We start from the raw sequence: 18377 nt of genomic DNA on the forward strand, positions 1-18377 counted from the left end.
CCGGTACGCGCACCGGTTACGCCGGGTGGCTTTTTTTGCCATGCTTAGGGCGTGACCGCCGAACCGGGCACGCACACCGGCCACGAGGATGTCGGCTCCTCTTTCTCTCCCGTGCCGGACCATCCCACTCCGGAGCTGGTGCTGTGCGCCGTCGATGACCTGCTCGCCCAAGCCTGGACGACCGTCGCGGACACCGTGGACGGCCGGGTCTTCGTGCACCGCGGATCCGTGCTCGACGTCGTCGCGCAGGCCGTCGTCAGCCCCGCGAACTCCTATGGCTGGATGCGGGGCGGTATCGACGCCGTCTATGCCCGCGCGTACCCCGGCGTCGAGCAGAACGTCCGCAGCGCCGTCCTCGCCTACCACGGCGGCGAGCTGCCGATCGGCGAAGCGGTGATCGTGCCGACCGGCGAGGCGGAGCCCGCCTGGCTGATCAGCGCGCCGACGATGCGGGAACCCGGCGAACGCCTCCCGCGCGACACCGTGCACCCGTATCTGGCCGCCCGCGCGGTGTTCCAGCAGTGGCGCGACGGCAGCCTCGACCAGGGCCGCGTCCGTGATCTCGTGCACACGATCGCGATGCCGGGGCTCGGTACCGGCGTCGGCGGCGTCGCCCCCGCGACCTGCGCCCGGCAGGTGGCCGCGGCCTGGGACGAGGTCTTCACGCCCGGCCGTCCCCGTAACGGACGGTAGCGCTCCGAAGCGGGCTACATCACATCGCAGCGCGTTCACGAGCCGTAAGCCCTACCGTTAAAGCGGCTTCATCCGGTTCGAGGCACGTTCACCCGCCGAGAACTCGTCAACACGGTTTTGTACGGCGCCAGCGCAGGCGACGGGCGAGGAGTGTGCGATGCCGCGGGTCCGTGAGCTCAGTCCCTACGTCGAGCTGCACCGTGAGCAGTGGCGAGAGCTGCGCAGGTCGACTCCCCTGCCGCTGACCGCCGCGGAACTGCTGCGGTTGCGCGGTCTCGGTGAACAGGTCGACCTCGCCGAGGTCGCGGAGGTCTACCTCCCGCTCTCCCGGCTGATCAATCTCCAGGTCGCCGCCCGGCAACGGTTGTACGAAGCCACCACCACCTTCCTCGGCGAAGACAGCCGGGGCACCAAGGTGCCGTACATCATCGGGATCGCCGGAAGCGTCGCCGTCGGCAAGTCGACCACCGCGCGCATCCTGCGCACGCTGCTCGCGCGCTGGCCGGATCACCCCCGGGTCGACCTGGTCACCACCGACGGGTTCCTCTACCCGCGGGCGGAGCTCGTCCGGCGCGGCATCATGCACCGCAAGGGTTTCCCGGAAAGCTACGACCGCCGGGCGCTGCTGCGGTTCGTCACCGAGGTGAAGTCCGGGGCCGAGCGGGTCGCCGCGCCGGTGTACTCGCACCTCGCCTACGACATCCTTCCCGACGAGGAACAGGTCGTTCAGCGGCCCGACATCCTGATCCTCGAAGGGCTGAACGTCCTCCAGCCCGGCCCGCGGCTCACCGTCTCCGATCTGTTCGACTTCTCGATCTACGTGGACGCGCCGACGAGCGACATCGAACGCTGGTACATCGAGCGGTTCCTCAAGCTGCGGCACACCGCTTTCGCGGACCCCGCGTCGCACTTCCACCACTTCGCCGGCCTTCCGGACGACGAGGCCCGTGCCGAGGCGCGTCACCTGTGGCGCACGATCAACGAGCCGAACCTGATGGAGAACATCAAGCCGACGCGGCCGCGGGCGACCCTCGTGCTCCGCAAGGACGCCGACCACACGATCAACCGGGTCCGGCTGCGCAAGCTCTGAGCGGGCACACCGCGTGACCGGGCGCCCGCCGATCCTCTACGCACAGCGAGCGTTCAGGACGCCGCCCGAGATCCTTCGATCACGCGGCCGAATTCCGGCCGTTCCCTCACAAGCAGCAGCCTTCGCACCACCGGCGAGCCCGTGAGGCCCGCCGGTCGCGCACCGCTGTCACCGGGCGGCTTTCCTCGGCCGATCGGCCGATCCACGCTCAGTACGTGTAACCGGTTGGCCGATACCGGCTACAGCCCCCCACAGCGACCCTTGTGTCAGGGGAACAAGAGGTCTCGAACAGACCTTGAGCAGGGAGGAGGCTCACGATGTTCTCGATCATCCTGACCTGGGTCGGCTCGATTCTCGGACTCGCACTCCTGGTGGCCATGGCCGCCGGCGCCTTCGTCGTCGACTTCGACGACGCCCGCGGGGACCGTCGCCGAAAGAAGCCGCAAGTCACCGAGACCAAGGGCACTCCCGCGGCCCCGCTGGGCTGAGCCTCCCGCGCTCAGAGCTCGCCGAGCGCCTTCCGATAGTCGTCGACGTCGTAATCCATCTCGTGTTCGCCCGCCTCGGCGAGCTGGGCGGACAGCGCATCGATGAGGCGGTCGAAGATCTCCTCACGTTCCTGCCCGGTCTCGCTCAGCCGCCGCACGGCCTGCCAGACCTCGGCGGGCTCGTCGTCCCAGAGCTGGTCGACGATCGTGGTCTTGAGCGCGAGCCGCATCCTGGGCTCGCCGTCGAAGGTCTCCTCGGCCAGCGCCTCGTGGTACTCGGGGTGCTCGCCGATGACCAGCAGGCGGCGCTGTTCGGGGTCGGCGGGCTCGAGTTCCAGCTCCTCGTCGCCGATCTCCGCGTAGACCGTCGGGACGGCGAACATCCGGCGCGCGAGGGCCTCCGCCAGCTCCGCCGGGTCTTCGATCCCTTCCGAGCCGTCGAAGTACACGTCGAGCGCGGAGTCCTCGTCCTGCGCGAACTCCTCCAGGAACTCCGTCGCGCTCTCCAGCAGCGCCACCCGCGCGGCCTCGGGGAGCCCGGCGCGGTCGGCGGCCCAGGTGACCCAGCCGAGCAGAGCGGGCTCCAGCGCGTCCTCGTAGGCCTCGTCGATCTCGAACTCGCCGTCCAGCAGCGATTCCAGGAACCTGGCGAGCTTCTCGGGCCCGACCCGCAGCGGGCTGCCCGGCTCGGTCTCACAGCCGTAATCGACGAGCAGGCGCGCGTAGAACCGCGTCGCGTCCGTGTCCTCCACGAGTCCGGAGCCGATGAAGTCGGCGACGACCTCTTCGCGGACCTGCTCGGGCCATTCGGAGATCTCGGGCGACGGTTCGGGTGCGGGAAGCGCCCGGATCCAGGCCAGCGCGAGCGCGTGGAACCGTGCGTAGTCCTCGCTGACGTCGGGTTCTTCGACGACGTCCGTCGCGGCGAGGCCGTCCGCGAGCAGCTGGTGGGCGCGCTCGGGCAGGACCCGCTCCAGCGTCACCAGCTCCGGGTCGTCGGCGGCCTGCTGGCGCATCTCGGCCAGCACGTCCTGCGGTTTGTCGACCACGACGACGTCGCGGATCCGGCCGCCCTCGGTGAAGTCGACCAGCGCGAGCAGGCCGTGCTCGGCATCGCCGCGGGAGAACACGCAGAGCAGGGAGGACTCGTCACCGAAGACGTCGCCGGTCCGCCAGCAGTCCCCCACGGTCACCGCGGCGAGGTCCCCTGCCCACTCCGGCTCCGGGATCCCGCGGCCCAGCACGGTGTTCAGCGCCGCGGCGGCCGCCTCGCGCTCCTCCTCGGTCTCGGCGAAGACCCGCAAGCCGGCGAGCAGCGCGGCCGCGGCGGGGGTGATCTTCCGCTCGGCGAACGCGATGAGCTCCAGGCCCAGCGGCGTCTCGTCCTCCTCGACCTCGATCTCCCACCACTGGCCGAGCACCTCGGAGGTCAGCAGCTCGACGTCGAGCACCTCGGGCTCGGCGCCGAGGGTCGAGAAGTCCCGGAGGACGTCCTTGAAGAGGCCCGTCACACTCGGGGTGGAGGGCTGGGCTGCCTTCTTGCGGGCACGGCTCACCGGACTCATGGCGACATGTTTTCACGCGGACCCGATCGGGCTCGTCGCGGTGGTCCCGGGCGCGGAACACAGGTCCCGTCCGCGGGGAGGACGCGGGCGGACACCGGTTCGGAACCACCGCGACTTCGCCTACTTCGCCGGGTTTCCTCGGTTCACTCCGAATAACGACCGGTGGCGGGCGCGGTTACGGTTTTGGGAATGGCGATTCTCGCCGCCTTGACCTCGGCGATCAGCCGCGTCTTGCGTTTGTGTATTTCCACCAATGTGCCGAGGTACGAGCTGAATTCTTCAGCCATACCGGCCTTTTTGTGCACCGTGCGCAGTTTGCGCAGTTGCCGGGCCGCCTCGCGGTATGAGTTCGGATCCTTCCGCGTGATCAATTCTTCGACATGGTCCCGATACACGGGAATGGTTTCGGCCGGGTGGGCGACGGAACGCGCGTCCGCGAGTTCGACCCGCACCGGCAACGAGGCCTCGAACCGCACCGCCGCCCGCCATGCCTCGTCGGCGCGATCCTCGCCGAGCAACGCGCGGACGAGTTCGTCGGCGGCTTGAGTGCTTCCGGCGGCGAGTTCACGCAGCCGGGCCAGCGCGGTTTTCCGCTGCGCGACCCAGCAGCCCGCTTCCAGCGACTCCGCACGCAGGGCGAGATACGTCGCAGCCGTGGGACTCGCGTCGAAGTCCTTACGCGACAAGGGTTCCTTTTCGGGCGGAGGCGCTTCTTCCTTCTTGTCGTGCGTGAGGGCCCGCGCCGCGTGCGCGATGGCCTCGCTGTGGCGTCCCGCCGCGCGCAGGACGCGCACGATCTTGAGACTGACGTCCACCCGCGGCGGTTTGGCGGCGAGGATCGCGACGAGCGCGTCGACGTCGCCGGACACCTCCGCCAGCTCCTCGCGCAGCCGCTCGGCGGTCTCTAGTTTCGCACCGGACGGCTGCTCCGCCAGCACCTTGTCCACAGTGGACTGTATTCGGGCTATTCCCTTTTCTCCCAAGGCGGAAGCGAAATCGGCCAGCTCGATGACCGGCCAGCCGGGGCCGTCGAACTCGACTTCGAGGATCCAGGCGGCCAGGCTTTCGGGATCCGGTGGGCGGGCCACGCAGGCCCGCGCGTACAGCTCGACGGCCCGGTCCAGCCGGTCCGCGACCTCGCCCGAGGTGTCGTCGATCTGCTCCAGCATCTCGCTGATGTCGTCCACGGTCCGGCGGGCGAGCGGCGCGAGATCGGCCCGGCTCCCGGCATCGAGAAGCCGCTGAAGCGTGTCCAGGACGGAACCGACCTTCGCCGCGTACTCGACGTTGCCCGCCAGCACGGCGGTGTCGAGGAGGCGGTGCGCCTCGGCGACGTCACTCCCCTGGGTGACGAAACGGTTCTCCAGCGCCTGTCGTAACACAGGGTCACGCTCGGCCTGGGCGTGCAGCAGGTCCGCCAGCGTTTCCGCGTCCAAAGTACGCAGGTAGGGGCGCAGATCCGTCGGGGAACTCACCCGGACAAGTCTGCCCGACCGCCTCGCCGACTCGTGTGGGCCAACAGCGTGCTCTTTTCGGCGTAATCGCTCACCAGGTGTGACCAGGTCAGCGGCACCGCGTCGAGCCGCGAAGGGCAGCGGATGATCGGGATCGGGAGCCGCCTGGCGAGCTGCATGACGATCGCCATCACCACCACCGCGAGCAGCGAAATCGCCGCGGCGGCGGCGAGGGCTCCGCTCAGCACGCGGCGTCCGCCGTCGATCGCGAGCTGCGCCGAGTGCTCGATCTGGCGCGCGGCGAGATCGCCGAGGGTCCGGCCGACGACGCCGGCCGCGACCCGCCACGCGTCCTGGCCGACGGGCGGCGGGGTGGCCGCGCTCAACGCGGTTTCGACCGCGCCGAACCGGCTCCAGTCCACGCTCTCGACGAGATCGCGATAAGTCCGGCGGCTACTTTCCGTCAGCTTTCCGGCGACGGCGTCGAGCCTGGACCGATAGGCGCCCACGGCCGCGGCATAGTCGCGCCGCCCTTCGTCGTCGATCCCGGCGACCGCGAGGGAATCGCTGCGGTCCATGCCTTCGACGGCGGCGAGCAGCTCGACGGCGATCGTCTGCTGATAGCCGACTTCGGCGTCCGGCGCGGCCCGCGCGACCTCGCGCAGAGAGGAAAGCGAGGTGTCGATGCGGTCGGCGTACGCGGTGTACGTGGCGGAGCGGCTGCCCGGCGCCCGCAGCGCGACCGCCCGCTCCCGCTGCAACGACGCGATCCCCCGGCTCGCCTCGGCCAGGATGATCGCCCCGCTCTCGGCGTCGTCGCGGTCCTGGATGGCCTGCTGGACGAGGAAACCGCCGATGAACAACGCGACGAGCACCAAGGCCGCGCTCGGCACGAACGCGATGGAGAGCATGCGAGAGCGAAGGCTTCGCTGGTACGTCAAGGCTTTCCTTCCGGATCGATTCCCCGACGGCCAGCGACGCTATGCAATTTGCAAATTGCACGTCAACGCTCGTCCGCCATACGGCCGTTAGCGCACCGTGACGATCTGGTAGGCACGGCACGTGACTCTCGACGACCTCAACCAGCGCCTCCGCGACTTCGCCGCGGCACGGGCCTGGGAACCGTTCCACACCCCGAAGAACCTGGTCATGGCGCTGTCCGGCGAAGTCGGTGAGCTGACTTCGCTGTTCCAGTGGCTGACCCCGGAGGAATCGGCGAAGTGGCGCTCAGACCCCGAGCTGGCGCACAACGTCGTCGACGAGATCGCCGACGTCACGCTGTATCTCCTCCAGCTGGCGAACAGCCTCGGGGTGGACCTGATCGAGGCGGCCAACGCCAAGATCGATCGGAACGAGCACCGGTTCCCGGCGCCCGACGTCAAGCCCTGACGGCGATCTGCCAGCCGCCGAGCAGGCCGCCGACGCCCAGCACGCCCACGAAAATGCCCGCGGCGAGCCCCGCGCCGCCGAACAACGCGACCACCGTGATGAACATGAGCAGCAGCCCGAACCCCATGAGGGCCCGGCCGCCCCACAACATCACCGACGGCGTGGACGGCACTGGCGGTCGGTACCCGTGCGGAACAGGTGGCTGCGCGTAAGGCACGAAGGCGGCGGTCCGCTGTTCGGTGGCGTAGACCGGCCGGTGCGCCGGAGCCGCGGGAGCCGGGATCGGCGGCGGCACGGGGATCGGCGCGGGAGCTGGCGCCTGCCGCGGAGCGAGGCCCAGCACTTCACGCGCCTCGGCGACTTCGAGCACCTTCGCGCCGAGTTCGCCCGCCCTGGCGATCCGTGGCTCCGCAGCGGGCACTCCGGAGCCCACGGCCAGATGGGTCACCGACGCGGTGAGCTTCTTCGCGAGCTGAAGGCCCGCGTCGAGCACGGCGGCACGCAGATCGTCCTCCGCCAGCCCGTCGCCGAGAACGAGGACGCGGCGACGGGTGCCGGACGAGGTCCCCGTGGCTCGGAGTCCGTGCAGCGTTTCGGGCACCCGCAAAGCCGCCGCGACGGCCCGCAGATCCCGTTCTTCCTCGGCCGTGATGACGCCGTCGCTTTCGGCGAGCTCACGCATCGCCTTGACGAAGCCGGTGTGCACGCGGTGCAGGTCGGCGTCCGTCATCCCCGCCGCCGAGGCCGCCGCGCCGAGGGCCCTCGCCTCGGCGTCCGAAATATGCCGGTCCGCCAAGGCGTTCCCGAGCAATTCGACGTAGGCGTCCTGCACCGAGCCAGTGGCTCCGAACGCGGCCTCGGGTACCCGGTCGACGAAGTCCGCCATCCAGGTGCCACCGCTCGGCACCATCACCCGACGAGGCGACAGGCGTGCGGCGGGCGCGAACCGCGGCAGTTCCGGGAACACCGGCCGGTCCGCGAACCTGAGACCGTGCGTGTTCACCAGAGTGGTCACGATCCTGGCGCATACGTAGGCGTCGGCGAGCGCCGTGTGCGCCGCGAACTCGCCGACACCGATCGCCTCGGCCACCGTGGCCAGGCGATAGTTCGGCAACCGCAGCGCGCGTCGCGCCGCGGCCAGCGTGCACACGCCCGGCATCGCCGGGATCCGCGCGCCCAGCCTGCCGGACTCCCCGTCGAGGAATCGCGCCTCGAAGGGCAGGTTGTGCCCGACCAGGACACTGCCCTGGCAGACATCGAGGAAGTCGCCCAGCACCTCGCCGAGGTAGGGAGCGCCGTCGAGCTCACGGCGGGTGATCCGGTGCACGTGGGCGGGGCCGGGATCCACGCCGGGGCCCGGATTGACCAGCGTCGAAAACTCGCGCAGGACCGTGCCGTCCGCCCGGACGCGCACGGCCGCGACCTCGACCACGTGCCCTGGGTGCAGGCCGGTGGTCTCGAAGTCGATGGCGGTGAATTCGGTCGTCCCCACGGCGAACCGGCCGTCTGGAATCAACGCGAGATTTTCGACTGTCGCCGCCATTTCGTTTCCTTTTCTCGAAGCGTCTACGGGTGGATCGTGACGTCGCCGTCCGCGTAACAGCCGAATGCCGACGGTGACCCGTTCGTGGCCGCTTCGTGACGGAAAACCGGGGCTTGTAACGACATTCATCGGGTGAACGACAAAAACCGGCGAAGCTCACCCGTAGCGAGAATTCCGAGGACGCCCATGCACACCGGTCCCTCCCGCGACAAGCGGATGCCCCGCTGGATGATGATCGTCCTCGCCGCTTTTTCGGTCCTTTTCGTGCTCGGTGCCGTCTTCGGGAAAACCCCTCAGCCGCAACAGGAACAGCCGGTCGCGGCGAAGAGCGCCGACCGATCCACGTCGAGTACGCCGACGTCCTCGCCCGCCGCTCCGAGCGCGGACCGGGTCACCGAGGTCGTGGACGCCGGCACGATCAAGGTGACCGGTCCCGGTGGCGAAAAAGTCGTTCGGATCCTCGGTTTGACCACCCCGCCGACCACCAACGGATGCTTCGCCACGGAAACCGTGTCGTGGGCAAAGAACACACTGGACGGCCAAGAGGTCGTCATTCGATCCGTTTCCGATGAAGCCGGTGTCGCCTTGGCATCGGTGGGCCTGGTGAACGGTGGCGACTACGCCACCACCGCGCTCAAAGCGGGATACGCGAAATTCGCGAGCAGGGCGGTCGAGAAGTCCGTCGGTACCGCGCTGCAGGCCGCCGAAGACACCGCGCGAGCGGCGGGGAACGGGCTCTGGGGGCCGCCCTGCTTCGGCAAGATCGACACCCCGCCGACCTCCGTCGCGCCACCTCAGCAGCCGGTCGCGCCGCCGGTCACCCGGGCCGAACCCACCACGAAGAAGTCCACCCCTCCGCCCGCGGCGGCCGAGCCGGATCCGCCCAAGACGGTCTCCTATGCGAACTGCGACGCCGTGCGGGCGGCCGGGGCGGCGCCGCTGTACGCGGGCCAGCCCGGCTACAGCCGCAAACTCGACCGGGACGGCGACGGCGTCGCCTGCGAGCCGAAGAGGTAGTCCCGGCGCCCGGTTAGCCGCCTTTCGGGTCTTGTGGGGCGTTCGTTCGGCGGAAACACTGTGCCGACGTCCCTGGAGGTGGCCCTTGTCGCGTTCGGCTCGCACCGTGTTCCTGGCCCTGATGCTGTCACTGAGCGCGGTCGCCGCGCCGGCGTACGCGGCGCCACCGCCGTCGTCGCCGCATCGCGATCCCGGCAACGGGCCGGAGCGCAACGAGGTGGCCGCGACCGACCCGCCGATGAGCGTCGCGCGGGCCGCGGCGGGCGAGAACGCCGCGGGTGACCATTCGGGCTATCCGCGCAAGACGAAGCTGCGGGTGTATCCGGAGAACACGGCCGACAAGTCGATCAAACTCGGGCTCGCGCCGTACCACTCGATCGCGCCGAAGCTGAACGCGCTGCAGGCGCGCAGCGACCGGATCTCGGTCGAGATCGCCGGGCAGTCCGGGCTCGGCCGCGACCTCTACCTGGTGACGCTGACCGCGCCGGAGAGCCGGTCCGAGACGAGGCGGCAGGACGCCTGGCGGTCGCTGATCGAGAACGACCCGGCGCGGGCCGCGCGCGACCCGTTCCTGCGCCACGGCTACAAGGCGCCGGTGTGGATCAACAACAACATCCACGGCAACGAATGGGAAGGCACCGACGGCGCGCTCCGCGTCATCGAGAAGCTGGCGACGTCGAACGATCCCAAGACCGTCGAGCTGCTGAAACGGAACCGCTTCTACTTCAACGTCACGGCCAACCCGGACGGTCGCGTCGCCGGCACGCGGCAGACGTCGCAGGGTTTCGACCCCAACCGCGACTTCGTCACCGCGTCGCAGCCGGAAGTGAAGGCCATGCGCGGGATCGCGATCGACAAGCAGCCGCTGATGATGCTGGACGAACACGGCTACGTGGAGAACACGCTCATCGAGCCGACCACGCCGCCGCACGGCCAGAACTACGACTTCGACCTCTACATCAAGCACGGCTACGCCAACGGGCTCGGCATGGAGCAGGCGGTCAAGGCACTCGGGCGCCCCGAGACGGCGAAGCCGGAAATCCCGTTCCGCGACTACGAACCCGGCAGCTGGGACGGCTGGGCGCCGATCTACACCGCCCAGTACGCGATGTACCACGGCGCGGTGTCCTTCACGATCGAGATCCCGATGCGGGTGAACAACGCGGACTACGAGAACCAGCCGGTGGCCGAACTCCAGCGGCGCGCGGTGATCAACACCGAGGTCGTCGAGGCCACCATCGGCAGCACGCTGAACTACGTCGACCGCAACCGCGGTGAGCTCATCGCGAACCAGATCGAGATGTTCCGCCGAGGCACGGCCGGTGAAGCGCAGCGTGAGATCCCCGACGGGTTCGTGCCCGGCTTCGGGCCGGAAGACCGCTACCGCACGGAGTTCCCGCGCGCGTACGTCATCCCCGCCGGAGCCGACCAGCGTTCGGCCGTCGCCGCGTCCCGTCTCGTCGATCACCTGGTCGCCAACGACGTCCGCGTGCGGCAGGCCGATCGCCCGTTCTCGCTGGCCGGACGCCGCTACCCGGCCGGTTCGTACCTGGTCGACATGCACCAGCCGAAACGCGGCCTGGCGAACGTGATGCTGGAGCAGGGCAGCGACATCTCGGCGAAGGTGCCGGTCATGTACGACATCTCCGGCTGGAGCCACCGCCTGCTGTGGGGCGCGTCGGTCGACATCGTGAAACAGGGCAGGCTCGACGTCCGCGCGCACGACGTCGTCGCGGCGTCACCCACCGGTGGCATCGACGCCGCGCCCGGCCGGGATCTCGCGCTCAAGCTGGTCGACGCCAAGGACGTCGGCGCGGTCAACGACCTGCTGAACCGAGGCCTCGCCCTCGGCCGCACGGACGACGGCACGATCGTCGTTCCGGCGTCGGCCCGCCCGGCCGCCGCCGAGGTGGCGGACCGTTACGGAGTCCGGTTCACCGAGGCGAGTGGGACGGCGGCCCCGTTGAGCCGCAAGACGATCGCGGCCGCCGTCGGGGCGGACGAGCTGAAGGCGCTGCGCGACATGGGCTTCGACGTGCGACCGGTGTCGGCGGCGGTGCTCAACGCGGGCTTCGACTGGTCCCGGGTGGACCTGCTGTTCGTCTCTTCGGGACTGAAGTACACCGATCTCGCCCCGGCCGCGAAGGACGCTTTGCGCGCCTTCCTCGCTCGCGGCGGCGTGGTCACCCGCGGTGCCACGGGCGCGCGGTTCAACACCGACGCGGGACTTCTCGAAGCACGTCCGGTCGCGGGCTGGGAGGACGGGAACGGCGTCGTTTCGGTCGTCAACGGAGCCGGCCCGGTGGGTACCGGCGCGCTGCCGGACTCGTTCGTCTACGGGCCGTTCTGGTTCACCGATCTCGGCTCCTCGGTCAGTGTCGAGCAGCGCTACGCGAGCGGGAATCCCCTGGTCGCGGGGCATTGGCGGACCCGGGACGACGGCACGGGCGGGCCACTGCAGGCGGCGGGCCAGGCCGCCGTCGTGTCCGGGACCACGGGACTCGGCGGGCGGGCGGTGCTGTTCGGCACCGAACCGCTGTTCCGCGATCACCCGAAGGGCTTGTACTCGCAGGTGGCCAAGGCGATTTACTGGGCGGCCGCGAAGTAACGTGGGGGTATGCCGATCCAGGTGCTGCTCATCGACGACCACGAGGTGGTGAGGCGCGGTCTGCGTGACCTCCTCACCGACGAGCCCGACATCGAGGTCGTCGCCGAGGCGAGCGGGGTCGACGAGGCCCTCGCGGTGGCGATGCACGTCGAGCCGGACGTCGCCGTGGTCGACGTGCGGCTCGGCGACGGCGACGGCATCGCGCTCTGCCGCGAGCTGCGTTCGAAGCCGAACCCGCCGCAGTGCCTGATGCTGACCGCGTTCGACGACGAGGAGGCCATGGTCGGCGCGATCATGGCCGGCGCGGCCGGGTACCTGCTGAAACAGGTCCGCGGCCAGGACGTCGTCAACGCGGTCCGCGAGGTCGCGGCGGGCCGGTCGCTGCTCGACCCGTTGTCGACGGCGCGGGTGCTCGACAAGCTGCGGCATCCGCCCGAGGACGAACTCGGGTCCCTCACCGAACGCGAGCGCGAGGTGCTGGACCTGATCGGGCAGGGCATGTCCAACCGCGAGATCGCGGAGCGCCTGTTCCTCGCCGAGAAGACGGTGAAGAACTACGTGACGTCCGTGCTCGCGAAGCTGGGCATGCAGCGCCGCACGCAGGCCGCGGCGTGGATCGCGCGCCGGGACAGGTAGTGCGCGAAAAAGGCACCCCCCCCCGTCGTTTTGGGCGAAGGTCCCGGTCGATCCCGAGTTCGACCAGTGGCTCACGGTCCGGTTCTCCCACCGCGTCCTGGTCGTCGTCCGCACCGTCACCACCCTGACGCGGCTGCTCGACGTCGTGTCGCTGCTGAAGGACGATCCGCGGGTCCAGATCGTGTTCACCCACAACGAGCGCGAACCGGCGATCCTGTCCTCCGGGGTCGGTGAGTTCCTCGCCTCGCTGGACGCGAAGGTCATCTCCTGGGAGCAGGCCGTCGAAACCCGGTTCGACCTGGCGATCGCCGCCAGTGAGAACGACGAACTCCACCGGGTGAAAGCGCCGGTCCTGCTCGTTCCGCACGGCATCGGACATCAGAAGCACTACCCGCACCAGACGGTCATCTCCGGGCTGAACCCGGCACGGCTGGTCCGGGACGGCCAGGTCGTCCCCAGCCGGATCGGCCTTTCGCACAGCAACCAGCTGCGGTATATCCGGCAGCACTCTCCCCAAGCCGAACCGCACGCCGTCGTGGTGGGCGACCCCTGTCACGACCGGATGCTCGCCAGTCTCAATCGCGCGGCCCGCTACCGGCGCCTGCTCGACGTCCGTGACCGCAAGCACGTCGTGCTGGCCTCCACGTGGGGGCCCGATTCCCTGCTGGGTACCGATCCGGGCCTGCCCGCACGGCTGCTCACCGAACTCCCCGTCGACGAGTACAAGTTCAGCCTCATCGTGCATCCGGGCGCTTGGGCCGCGCACAGTCCTTGGCAGATCCGCGCGTGGCTGTCACGGGCGCTGCGAGCGGGGCTCGCCGTGATCCCGCCCCAACGCGGCTGGCAGGCGGCCGTCGTTTCCGCGGATTGCCTGATCTCGGACGGCGGCTCCATCGCGCTGTACGCCGCCGCCGCGAAGATCCCGGTGCTGATCGGCAGCCGGGAACCCGCCACCGTGGTGCCGGATTCCCCGCTCGCGGAGCTACTGGCCCGAGCCCCGCGGCTCGATCAGGAGCGTGATCTGCGCGAGCAGGTCGACCAGGCGTGCACCGCCGGGCCGCTCACCGAAATCGCGGCACGAGCGGTCGAGTTCTCCGGCAAGTGCGCGGAGCTGCTCCGCCCCGTCCTCTACGAACTGATGCGGCTCGCGGAGCCGGACACCCGCGCGGTCTTCCTCCCCGTTCCCGATCCGGTGCCGGACGTCACGGAGCCCGCGACGTTCTCGGTCGAGGTCCGGCGGCACGCGGATCATCTGGTGGTCTCCCGGTTCCCCACCGAACAGGCCGGGCGGTCCGGCTCCCCGACCGCCATGTCGTCGCCCACGAAGAACTGTCCACTTTGGACGAGCTCGAAGGTGCGGCCGTGGTCTACTGCGAGTTCACCGGCGAGGACGCCGATTTCGACGGCTGGGCAAGGGAAATAACCCGTCGCCGTCCCGACGCCGGGCTCATCGCCGGGATCGGCGCGGACCGGTGCCTGCTCTGGAGCGCCGGGGGACCGGTCGTCGAACTCGTCACGCGAGGGGAGCCGCTGCCCGCGATTTCCGCCTATTACTGGCGCCGGAACCGAAATCTCCCGGCGGCCGGGTCGTTCCGCGTGCGAGAGGGCCGGAGCACCCGGAACGTCGTCGCCTCGGTGCTCACCGGATGACCGGCGCCTCGGTATAGATCTTGGCGTGCACCGCGCCGGCACGCGGGTGCTTGACCGCTTGCAGCCGCTGCCAGACGCCGGACCAATAATCGCGAGCCTTGTCGAAGTCTCCGCTGGACCAAGCGGCGTCCCCGAGCGCCTCGGCGATCTCCAGGTCGTACTGATCGCTCCCCGTCGGAGCCACCATGCGCCACACTTCCGGCACCAGGTCGAGCGCCTGCCGCGCGGCTTCCGCCGTACCCGATCGGCTCAGTGCCTTCGCCCGCACCAGCCAAACCTGGGCGAGGTCGCGTTTGTTCGCGGGGTCCGTGTTCGACTCCGCTTCTTCCAGCAGCTGGAACGCGCCGGCGAGGTCGCCGAGCAGCACCTGGACGTTGGCGAGCATCCTCGCGTGCAGCCCTTGCCCTCGGAAGGGAAGCCCGCCGAGTGTCCGGCTGATCTTCAGCGCCTCGAAGAAGCACGCCGACGCCTCGGTGTACTGGCCTCGTTCCCGATGGAAGAGCCCGCGGAACTCCCAGAGCGACGCCCGCAGCTGCCGATTCGTTTCGGTCTCGGGTGACTCGAGCCGTTGCAGCAGCCCACCCAGCTTGCCGAACTCCTTCTCCGCCCGCGGGAACTCCTGAAGCAACGAGTACAGCCGTGCCTGCTGCGCGATGGCCCTCAACTGGAGCGGGACATCGGCGAGGGCTTCCGCGCTCTTGATTCCCTGCTCGTTGATCTCCGCGAGTTCGCGCAGGTGTCCCCGGTGCAAACCGACGATTTCCAGGGCACCGCAGATCTGCGTCAGCTCGCGATGGAGCCCGGCGTCGTGGGCCGGTTTCGCCAGCGCGCGGTAGACCGGGATTTCGGCGACCAGCAGGTCGATGGCGTCCTGTCCGGGAGCCAGCGCCAAGGGCTCGGTGTCCGCGGGAAGTGTCTGGTCGTACAGCCTCAGCCGCCTGTCGCCCATCTTCCAGTGATCCGCCTGCACCGCCCGGGTGCGGTGGAATCGCACGAGCCGCGGGAATCCTTCGCCGTCCGGCCCGAGACCCGCGCGGGTGAGCGCCTGCTTCGCTTGTTTGGTCAGCCGAAGCCGCTTGCCGGGCTCCTCGGTCACGAAGAAGACGGACTGGAGATGCACCAATCCGTCGAGGACTTCGAAGGGTTCACAACCGGCGACGGCGGCAGCCGCCTCGTGGGTGAAGCTCGGCCCCGGAATTCCGCTCAGCGCCCGGCAAAGATCCCGTTCCCGCCGCGGAAGCCCGGCGAGGACCCGGTCGAAGGCGGCGCTCACGGGGCCGAGGGCACGCCCGCTGCTCAGCTCCTTCGCGAGGAGCTTGAGCGGTTGGGCCGCCAAGGCCGCCCGCTGTCTCGCGGCGATGGCGGCGGCGACCACCGTCGCCGGAAAACGGTCACATTCGGCGAGGACGTCGAGCGCACCTTGGGGATCGGCGGCGAGCAGGCCGGTCCCCGCGATCGCTTCGAAGAGCATCCGATCCGCTCCCTCTTCGAGCCTGCTGAGGGGAACGTGCCGGGGATACTGGGTGACGAGCTCGTCGGACGGCCCTTCCGTCAACGCGAGCACCAGGCTCATCGGCGCCGGGGGCACCAGGGCCTGGAGATCGCGGACGTTCTCGACCGAGTCGAAGACCAGAAGCAGGCGCAACGGGCCGAGGATGTCGTTGTACTGGGTCTTCAGCTCGCCGGCACCCGGCGTGATGAGCTTCGGCTCCACGCCCAACGCCTGGAGTACGGCCTCACGGACCTGGCTGATCCTCAAGGGCGCGCCCGGGCCATCGCGATGGTCCGCGAGGTCGATCAGCAGCGCGCCATCGGGATACGCCCCGCCGGAGCGCATCCCGTAGTGCTCGGCGAGCGTCGTCTTGCCGACTCCGGACGGACCCGAGAGCACCACGACGCCCGTGCCGCCCAGCTGTCCCTGAGCGCCGACGCGGTCGAACAGGTTCGGTGACCGGGGCACGATCCGCGGCCGATCGTGACTCATCGCGAGCATGCTTCCGACCAGCTCGCGCAATTCCCCCGCCACGGCGGGATCCTCCGCGGCCAGGCGACGCACGGCGGCCTCCAGCGCGGCCGGGTCGGAACGCAGGCGTTTCTCGTCCTGCCGCCCCGACAGCTTCTTCCAGAGGTACTCGGCGACCTTGCCCCCACTGGTGAACACCAGCGCGACGGTCTGTTTGACGAGCTCCGCCTGAAACGGATCGGTCACCTGTAAACCCCCTCACAGCTGTATCCGACACGCTAGCAGCGCGGATCATGCGCGTCACTCACCGTGAACCCGCTCAGGGGTGCACGGTGTCGCGCTGGTCCGGGATGACCGTGCCGTCGTCGCGCAGCACCGGACCATGCGTGCCGTCGGCGTATTCGTACGCCGTCGTCGAGCAGGGGTAGGTGCGGTTCAAGGCCGGGAAGGGCTCGATGAACATCGGGTTCACCGCCCATTTCCCGTCCGCGTCGTCGTAGGCGCGGCACATGAGCTCGTCCTTGTTGCGGTTGAGCGTGACACGGACTCCGGTGGCGTCGCGCAGCATCGTGACGTCGGTGGTCGCGTCGCCGCCGGCGAGCACCTGCCGCTTGCCCGCCGGTGCCGGTTCCATCGCCTTCGCGCCGCGGATCCCGAGGATGCGTTCGTTGATGTAGCACCGTTTGCCGTCGATGTAGGTCATGATCTCGTCGGCGCCGTCGGCGTGCCCGCCGCAGCCTTCGAGGTGCCCGTTGATCCGGCCGTCCGTGGTCTGCGAGTAGATCCCGAGCGTGCGGCTCGGCGGGATGCCGACGGCGGAACCCCAGACGTCCGCGAATTCCTTGGGCGAGGCGGAAACGACCCAGGTCGAGAAGCCCGCCTTGTCCAGTGTCGCGATCAGGTCCTTGATCTCGGGGTAGTACCGGATCCACGCGACCTGGGTGCTCGAACCGACCTTCTGGGTCGCGCCGATCGGCGCCAGCAGCGCCGCGGCCCTGGCCTGCCGGGCGATCGCGCGGACCTCGTCCGGGCGGTATCCGGCGTTGATCTGCGCGACCCAGGCGTAGGCCGCCTCCATGTAGCGCAGGTTGTACCCCGCGAAGACCTCTTCGCCGGTGGTCGTCTTCGCGCTCTTCCGCACCGAGAGGAGTTCGTCGGCGCAAGCGATGTTCTTGCTGGTCGGCAGCGGTTTCCCGGCCGGGGTGGCGGTGCCGCACGCCTTGCTCAGCGCGTTCGCGCCGGCGTCGGTCATGTAGCGGCTGGTCGTGCGCCAGTCCTTGTCGCGCGGCTGGAGGACCTTGTCGTGCCTGATCATCCAGAAGACGGTCTGATCGGAGATGTCGTTCTTGATGACCGTGTTGTCCCAATCGAACACCGCGATGGGCCGCTCGCCGCGCTTCGTACCGCAGATGACCTGCTGGATCTTCGCCGCGTTGTCGCCGTACCAGTGGTCGGCCAACCGCAGCTGCGGGCACCTCGACCCGGTCGAAGCGGTGGCTGTGCCGGGCAAGGCCACCGGTACGACCGCCACGGCGGCGGCCAGGGCCACGGCTCGCAGGAACCTCGGCATGTCATCTCCCCACATGGTGTTCGGCAGGCCGGGGAGATCCTTTCATTTCCCGGCGAGGGTGACGACCTGCCGGTTGTGGAAGTAGTCGTCCTCACGCAGCACGGTGACGCTGCCGGGTGAACCGCGGAAGTCGACGTACCCGGCCGATGCGAGCGGCATCCGGATCCATGCGGCGATCACGAAGGTGAGCGCGCCACCGTGCGTGACGACGATCTGGTGTTCGCAACGGCTTTCGAGGATCGACTCTATGGCCGAGTAGACCCGCGCCGCCATCGCTCCTTTCGTTTCGGCGCCGGGGATTCCTTCGTCGTGCCCCAGGCGCTCGCCCACGGCGGGAGGCGGGACGAACCGGCTCTCCAGCCACGCCTGCGGTTTGCCGCCCGCTTCCCCGTACGACTTCTCGCGCAGCCGGCGGTCGAGTACCGGGGTCACGCCGAGCCGCTCGCCGATCAGTTCCGCGGTCCGCGCGGTGCGGCGCAGATCCGAGGCGTAGAGCTCCACCTCGTCCGGCACCTTCGCGCGCAGCGAATCGGCGACGGCGGCGGCCGCGCGTTCGCCCTCCGGTGTGAGTTCGGAGTCGTACCACCCGCCCACCAGACGATCGACGTGGTGCGTGGCCTCCGGATGCGTGACGACGTAGACGGTGCGCATCCGGATAATCTATTGAGAGGTAAGGCAAACGTGGCGTGCGGCATGCCGAGGCCCGCCTGC

At 69.5% G+C, this 18377-nt stretch carries 16 protein-coding genes; 9 read left to right on the forward strand and 7 right to left on the reverse strand.

Annotation, left to right across the window (positions count from 1 at the left end; all coding sequences use genetic code 11):
* The first annotated feature begins 51 nt into the window (after window positions 1-51).
* The 3 genes from MJQ72_RS40900 to MJQ72_RS40910 all read left to right on the forward strand — a co-directional run bounded on the left by MJQ72_RS40900 (window position 52) and on the right by MJQ72_RS40910 (window position 2271).
* Window positions 52-693 carry a macro domain-containing protein gene (locus MJQ72_RS40900; protein ID WP_240596225.1) on the forward strand — a complete coding sequence of 214 codons (642 nt, stop codon included), beginning with the start codon at window positions 52-54 and terminating at the stop codon, window positions 691-693.
* 157 nt (window positions 694-850) lie between these two features.
* On the forward strand, window positions 851-1783 hold the full coding sequence (gene coaA, locus MJQ72_RS40905; RefSeq protein ID WP_240596226.1) for a type I pantothenate kinase: 933 nt from the start codon (window positions 851-853) through the stop codon (window positions 1781-1783).
* A 317-nt stretch (window positions 1784-2100) separates the two neighbouring features.
* Window positions 2101-2271 carry a hypothetical protein gene (locus MJQ72_RS40910; RefSeq protein ID WP_240596227.1) on the forward strand — a complete coding sequence of 57 codons (171 nt, stop codon included), beginning with the start codon at window positions 2101-2103 and terminating at the stop codon, window positions 2269-2271.
* Between the two features lie 11 nt (window positions 2272-2282).
* Here MJQ72_RS40910 and MJQ72_RS40915 read toward each other — a convergent pair whose 3' ends face one another.
* The 3 genes from MJQ72_RS40915 to MJQ72_RS40925 all read right to left on the reverse strand — a co-directional run bounded on the left by MJQ72_RS40915 (window position 2283) and on the right by MJQ72_RS40925 (window position 6201).
* Window positions 2283-3836 (reverse strand): DUF1841 family protein, encoded by a 1554-nt coding sequence (locus MJQ72_RS40915; RefSeq protein WP_240596228.1) that lies wholly within the window; start codon window positions 3834-3836, stop codon window positions 2283-2285.
* Between the two features lie 143 nt (window positions 3837-3979).
* Window positions 3980-5311, reverse strand: a complete 1332-nt coding sequence (locus MJQ72_RS40920; protein ID WP_240596229.1) for a hypothetical protein — start codon at window positions 5309-5311, stop codon at window positions 3980-3982.
* Entirely contained in the window at window positions 5308-6201 is an 894-nt protein-coding gene (locus tag MJQ72_RS40925; RefSeq protein WP_240596230.1) for a nitrate- and nitrite sensing domain-containing protein, read from the reverse strand. The genes MJQ72_RS40920 and MJQ72_RS40925 overlap by 4 nt, the downstream gene beginning before the upstream one ends.
* A 151-nt stretch (window positions 6202-6352) precedes the next feature.
* On the opposite strand from MJQ72_RS40925, the gene MJQ72_RS40930 reads away from it, so the two are divergent.
* Window positions 6353-6679 (forward strand): nucleotide pyrophosphohydrolase, encoded by a 327-nt coding sequence (locus MJQ72_RS40930; protein WP_037333591.1) that lies wholly within the window; start codon window positions 6353-6355, stop codon window positions 6677-6679.
* Here MJQ72_RS40930 and MJQ72_RS40935 read toward each other — a convergent pair.
* Entirely contained in the window at window positions 6669-8222 is a 1554-nt protein-coding gene (locus tag MJQ72_RS40935) for a 3'-5' exonuclease (protein WP_240596231.1), read from the reverse strand. The two genes, MJQ72_RS40930 and MJQ72_RS40935, sit on opposite strands and share 11 nt — an antisense overlap.
* Window positions 8223-8408: 186 nt before the next feature.
* Here MJQ72_RS40935 and MJQ72_RS40940 point away from each other — a divergent pair, with 186 nt between their 5' ends.
* The 5 genes from MJQ72_RS40940 (at window position 8409) to MJQ72_RS40960 (ending at window position 14133) form a co-directional block, all read left to right on the forward strand.
* The gene (locus tag MJQ72_RS40940) at window positions 8409-9239 is read left to right on the forward strand and encodes a thermonuclease family protein (RefSeq protein WP_240596232.1); all 831 of its coding nucleotides are present in this window, start codon (window positions 8409-8411) and stop codon (window positions 9237-9239) included.
* A gap of 85 nt (window positions 9240-9324) precedes the next feature.
* Complete coding sequence (locus MJQ72_RS40945; protein WP_240596233.1) at window positions 9325-11847, forward strand: M14 family zinc carboxypeptidase; 2523 nt, start codon at window positions 9325-9327, stop codon at window positions 11845-11847.
* Window positions 11848-11856: 9 nt separating this feature from the next.
* Window positions 11857-12483 (forward strand): response regulator transcription factor, encoded by a 627-nt coding sequence (locus MJQ72_RS40950; protein WP_016330621.1) that lies wholly within the window; start codon window positions 11857-11859, stop codon window positions 12481-12483.
* A gap of 145 nt (window positions 12484-12628) precedes the next feature.
* Window positions 12629-13906: a hypothetical protein gene (locus tag MJQ72_RS40955; protein ID WP_240596234.1), complete on the forward strand. Its 1278-nt coding sequence runs from the start codon at window positions 12629-12631 to the stop codon at window positions 13904-13906.
* A complete protein-coding gene (locus tag MJQ72_RS40960) occupies window positions 13846-14133 on the forward strand; it encodes a hypothetical protein (protein ID WP_240596235.1) in 288 nt (95 codons plus the stop codon). Before MJQ72_RS40955 ends, MJQ72_RS40960 begins: the two co-directional genes overlap by 61 nt.
* On the opposite strand, the gene MJQ72_RS40965 is transcribed toward MJQ72_RS40960, so the two are convergent.
* From MJQ72_RS40965 to MJQ72_RS40975, 3 genes are all read right to left on the reverse strand, one after another.
* Window positions 14123-16342, reverse strand: coding sequence for a hypothetical protein (locus tag MJQ72_RS40965; RefSeq protein WP_240596236.1), 2220 nt, complete (start codon window positions 16340-16342; stop codon window positions 14123-14125). The genes MJQ72_RS40960 and MJQ72_RS40965 overlap by 11 nt on opposite strands.
* Window positions 16343-16415: 73 nt before the next feature.
* Window positions 16416-17666, reverse strand: coding sequence for an HAD family hydrolase (locus tag MJQ72_RS40970; RefSeq protein ID WP_240596237.1), 1251 nt, complete (start codon window positions 17664-17666; stop codon window positions 16416-16418).
* A 42-nt stretch (window positions 17667-17708) separates the two neighbouring features.
* The gene (locus MJQ72_RS40975) at window positions 17709-18317 is read right to left on the reverse strand and encodes a histidine phosphatase family protein (RefSeq protein ID WP_240596238.1); all 609 of its coding nucleotides are present in this window, start codon (window positions 18315-18317) and stop codon (window positions 17709-17711) included.
* Between the last annotated feature and the right edge of the window lie 60 nt (window positions 18318-18377).

The sequence above is a fragment of the Amycolatopsis sp. EV170708-02-1 genome, from assembly GCF_022479115.1.
GTDB lineage: Bacteria > Actinomycetota > Actinomycetes > Mycobacteriales > Pseudonocardiaceae > Amycolatopsis.

Bases quoted from the DNA above. Each gene is read 5' to 3' on its own strand.
- coaA (WP_240596226.1), top strand. From the start codon at position 851: ATGCCGCGGGTCCGTGAGCTCAGTCCCTACGTCGAGCTGCACCGTGAG.
- MJQ72_RS40915 (WP_240596228.1), bottom strand. From the start codon at position 3,836: ATGAGTCCGGTGAGCCGTGCCCGCAAGAAGGCAGCCCAGCCCTCCACC.
- MJQ72_RS40970 (WP_240596237.1), bottom strand. From the start codon at position 17,666: ATGCCGAGGTTCCTGCGAGCCGTGGCCCTGGCCGCCGCCGTGGCGGTC.
- MJQ72_RS40975 (WP_240596238.1), bottom strand. From the start codon at position 18,317: ATGCGCACCGTCTACGTCGTCACGCATCCGGAGGCCACGCACCACGTC.
- MJQ72_RS40950 (WP_016330621.1), top strand. From the start codon at position 11,857: ATGCCGATCCAGGTGCTGCTCATCGACGACCACGAGGTGGTGAGGCGC.
- MJQ72_RS40910 (WP_240596227.1), top strand. From the start codon at position 2,101: ATGTTCTCGATCATCCTGACCTGGGTCGGCTCGATTCTCGGACTCGCA.
- MJQ72_RS40940 (WP_240596232.1), top strand. From the start codon at position 8,409: ATGCACACCGGTCCCTCCCGCGACAAGCGGATGCCCCGCTGGATGATG.
- MJQ72_RS40925 (WP_240596230.1), bottom strand. From the start codon at position 6,201: ATGCTCTCCATCGCGTTCGTGCCGAGCGCGGCCTTGGTGCTCGTCGCG.
- MJQ72_RS40935 (WP_240596231.1), bottom strand. From the start codon at position 8,222: ATGGCGGCGACAGTCGAAAATCTCGCGTTGATTCCAGACGGCCGGTTC.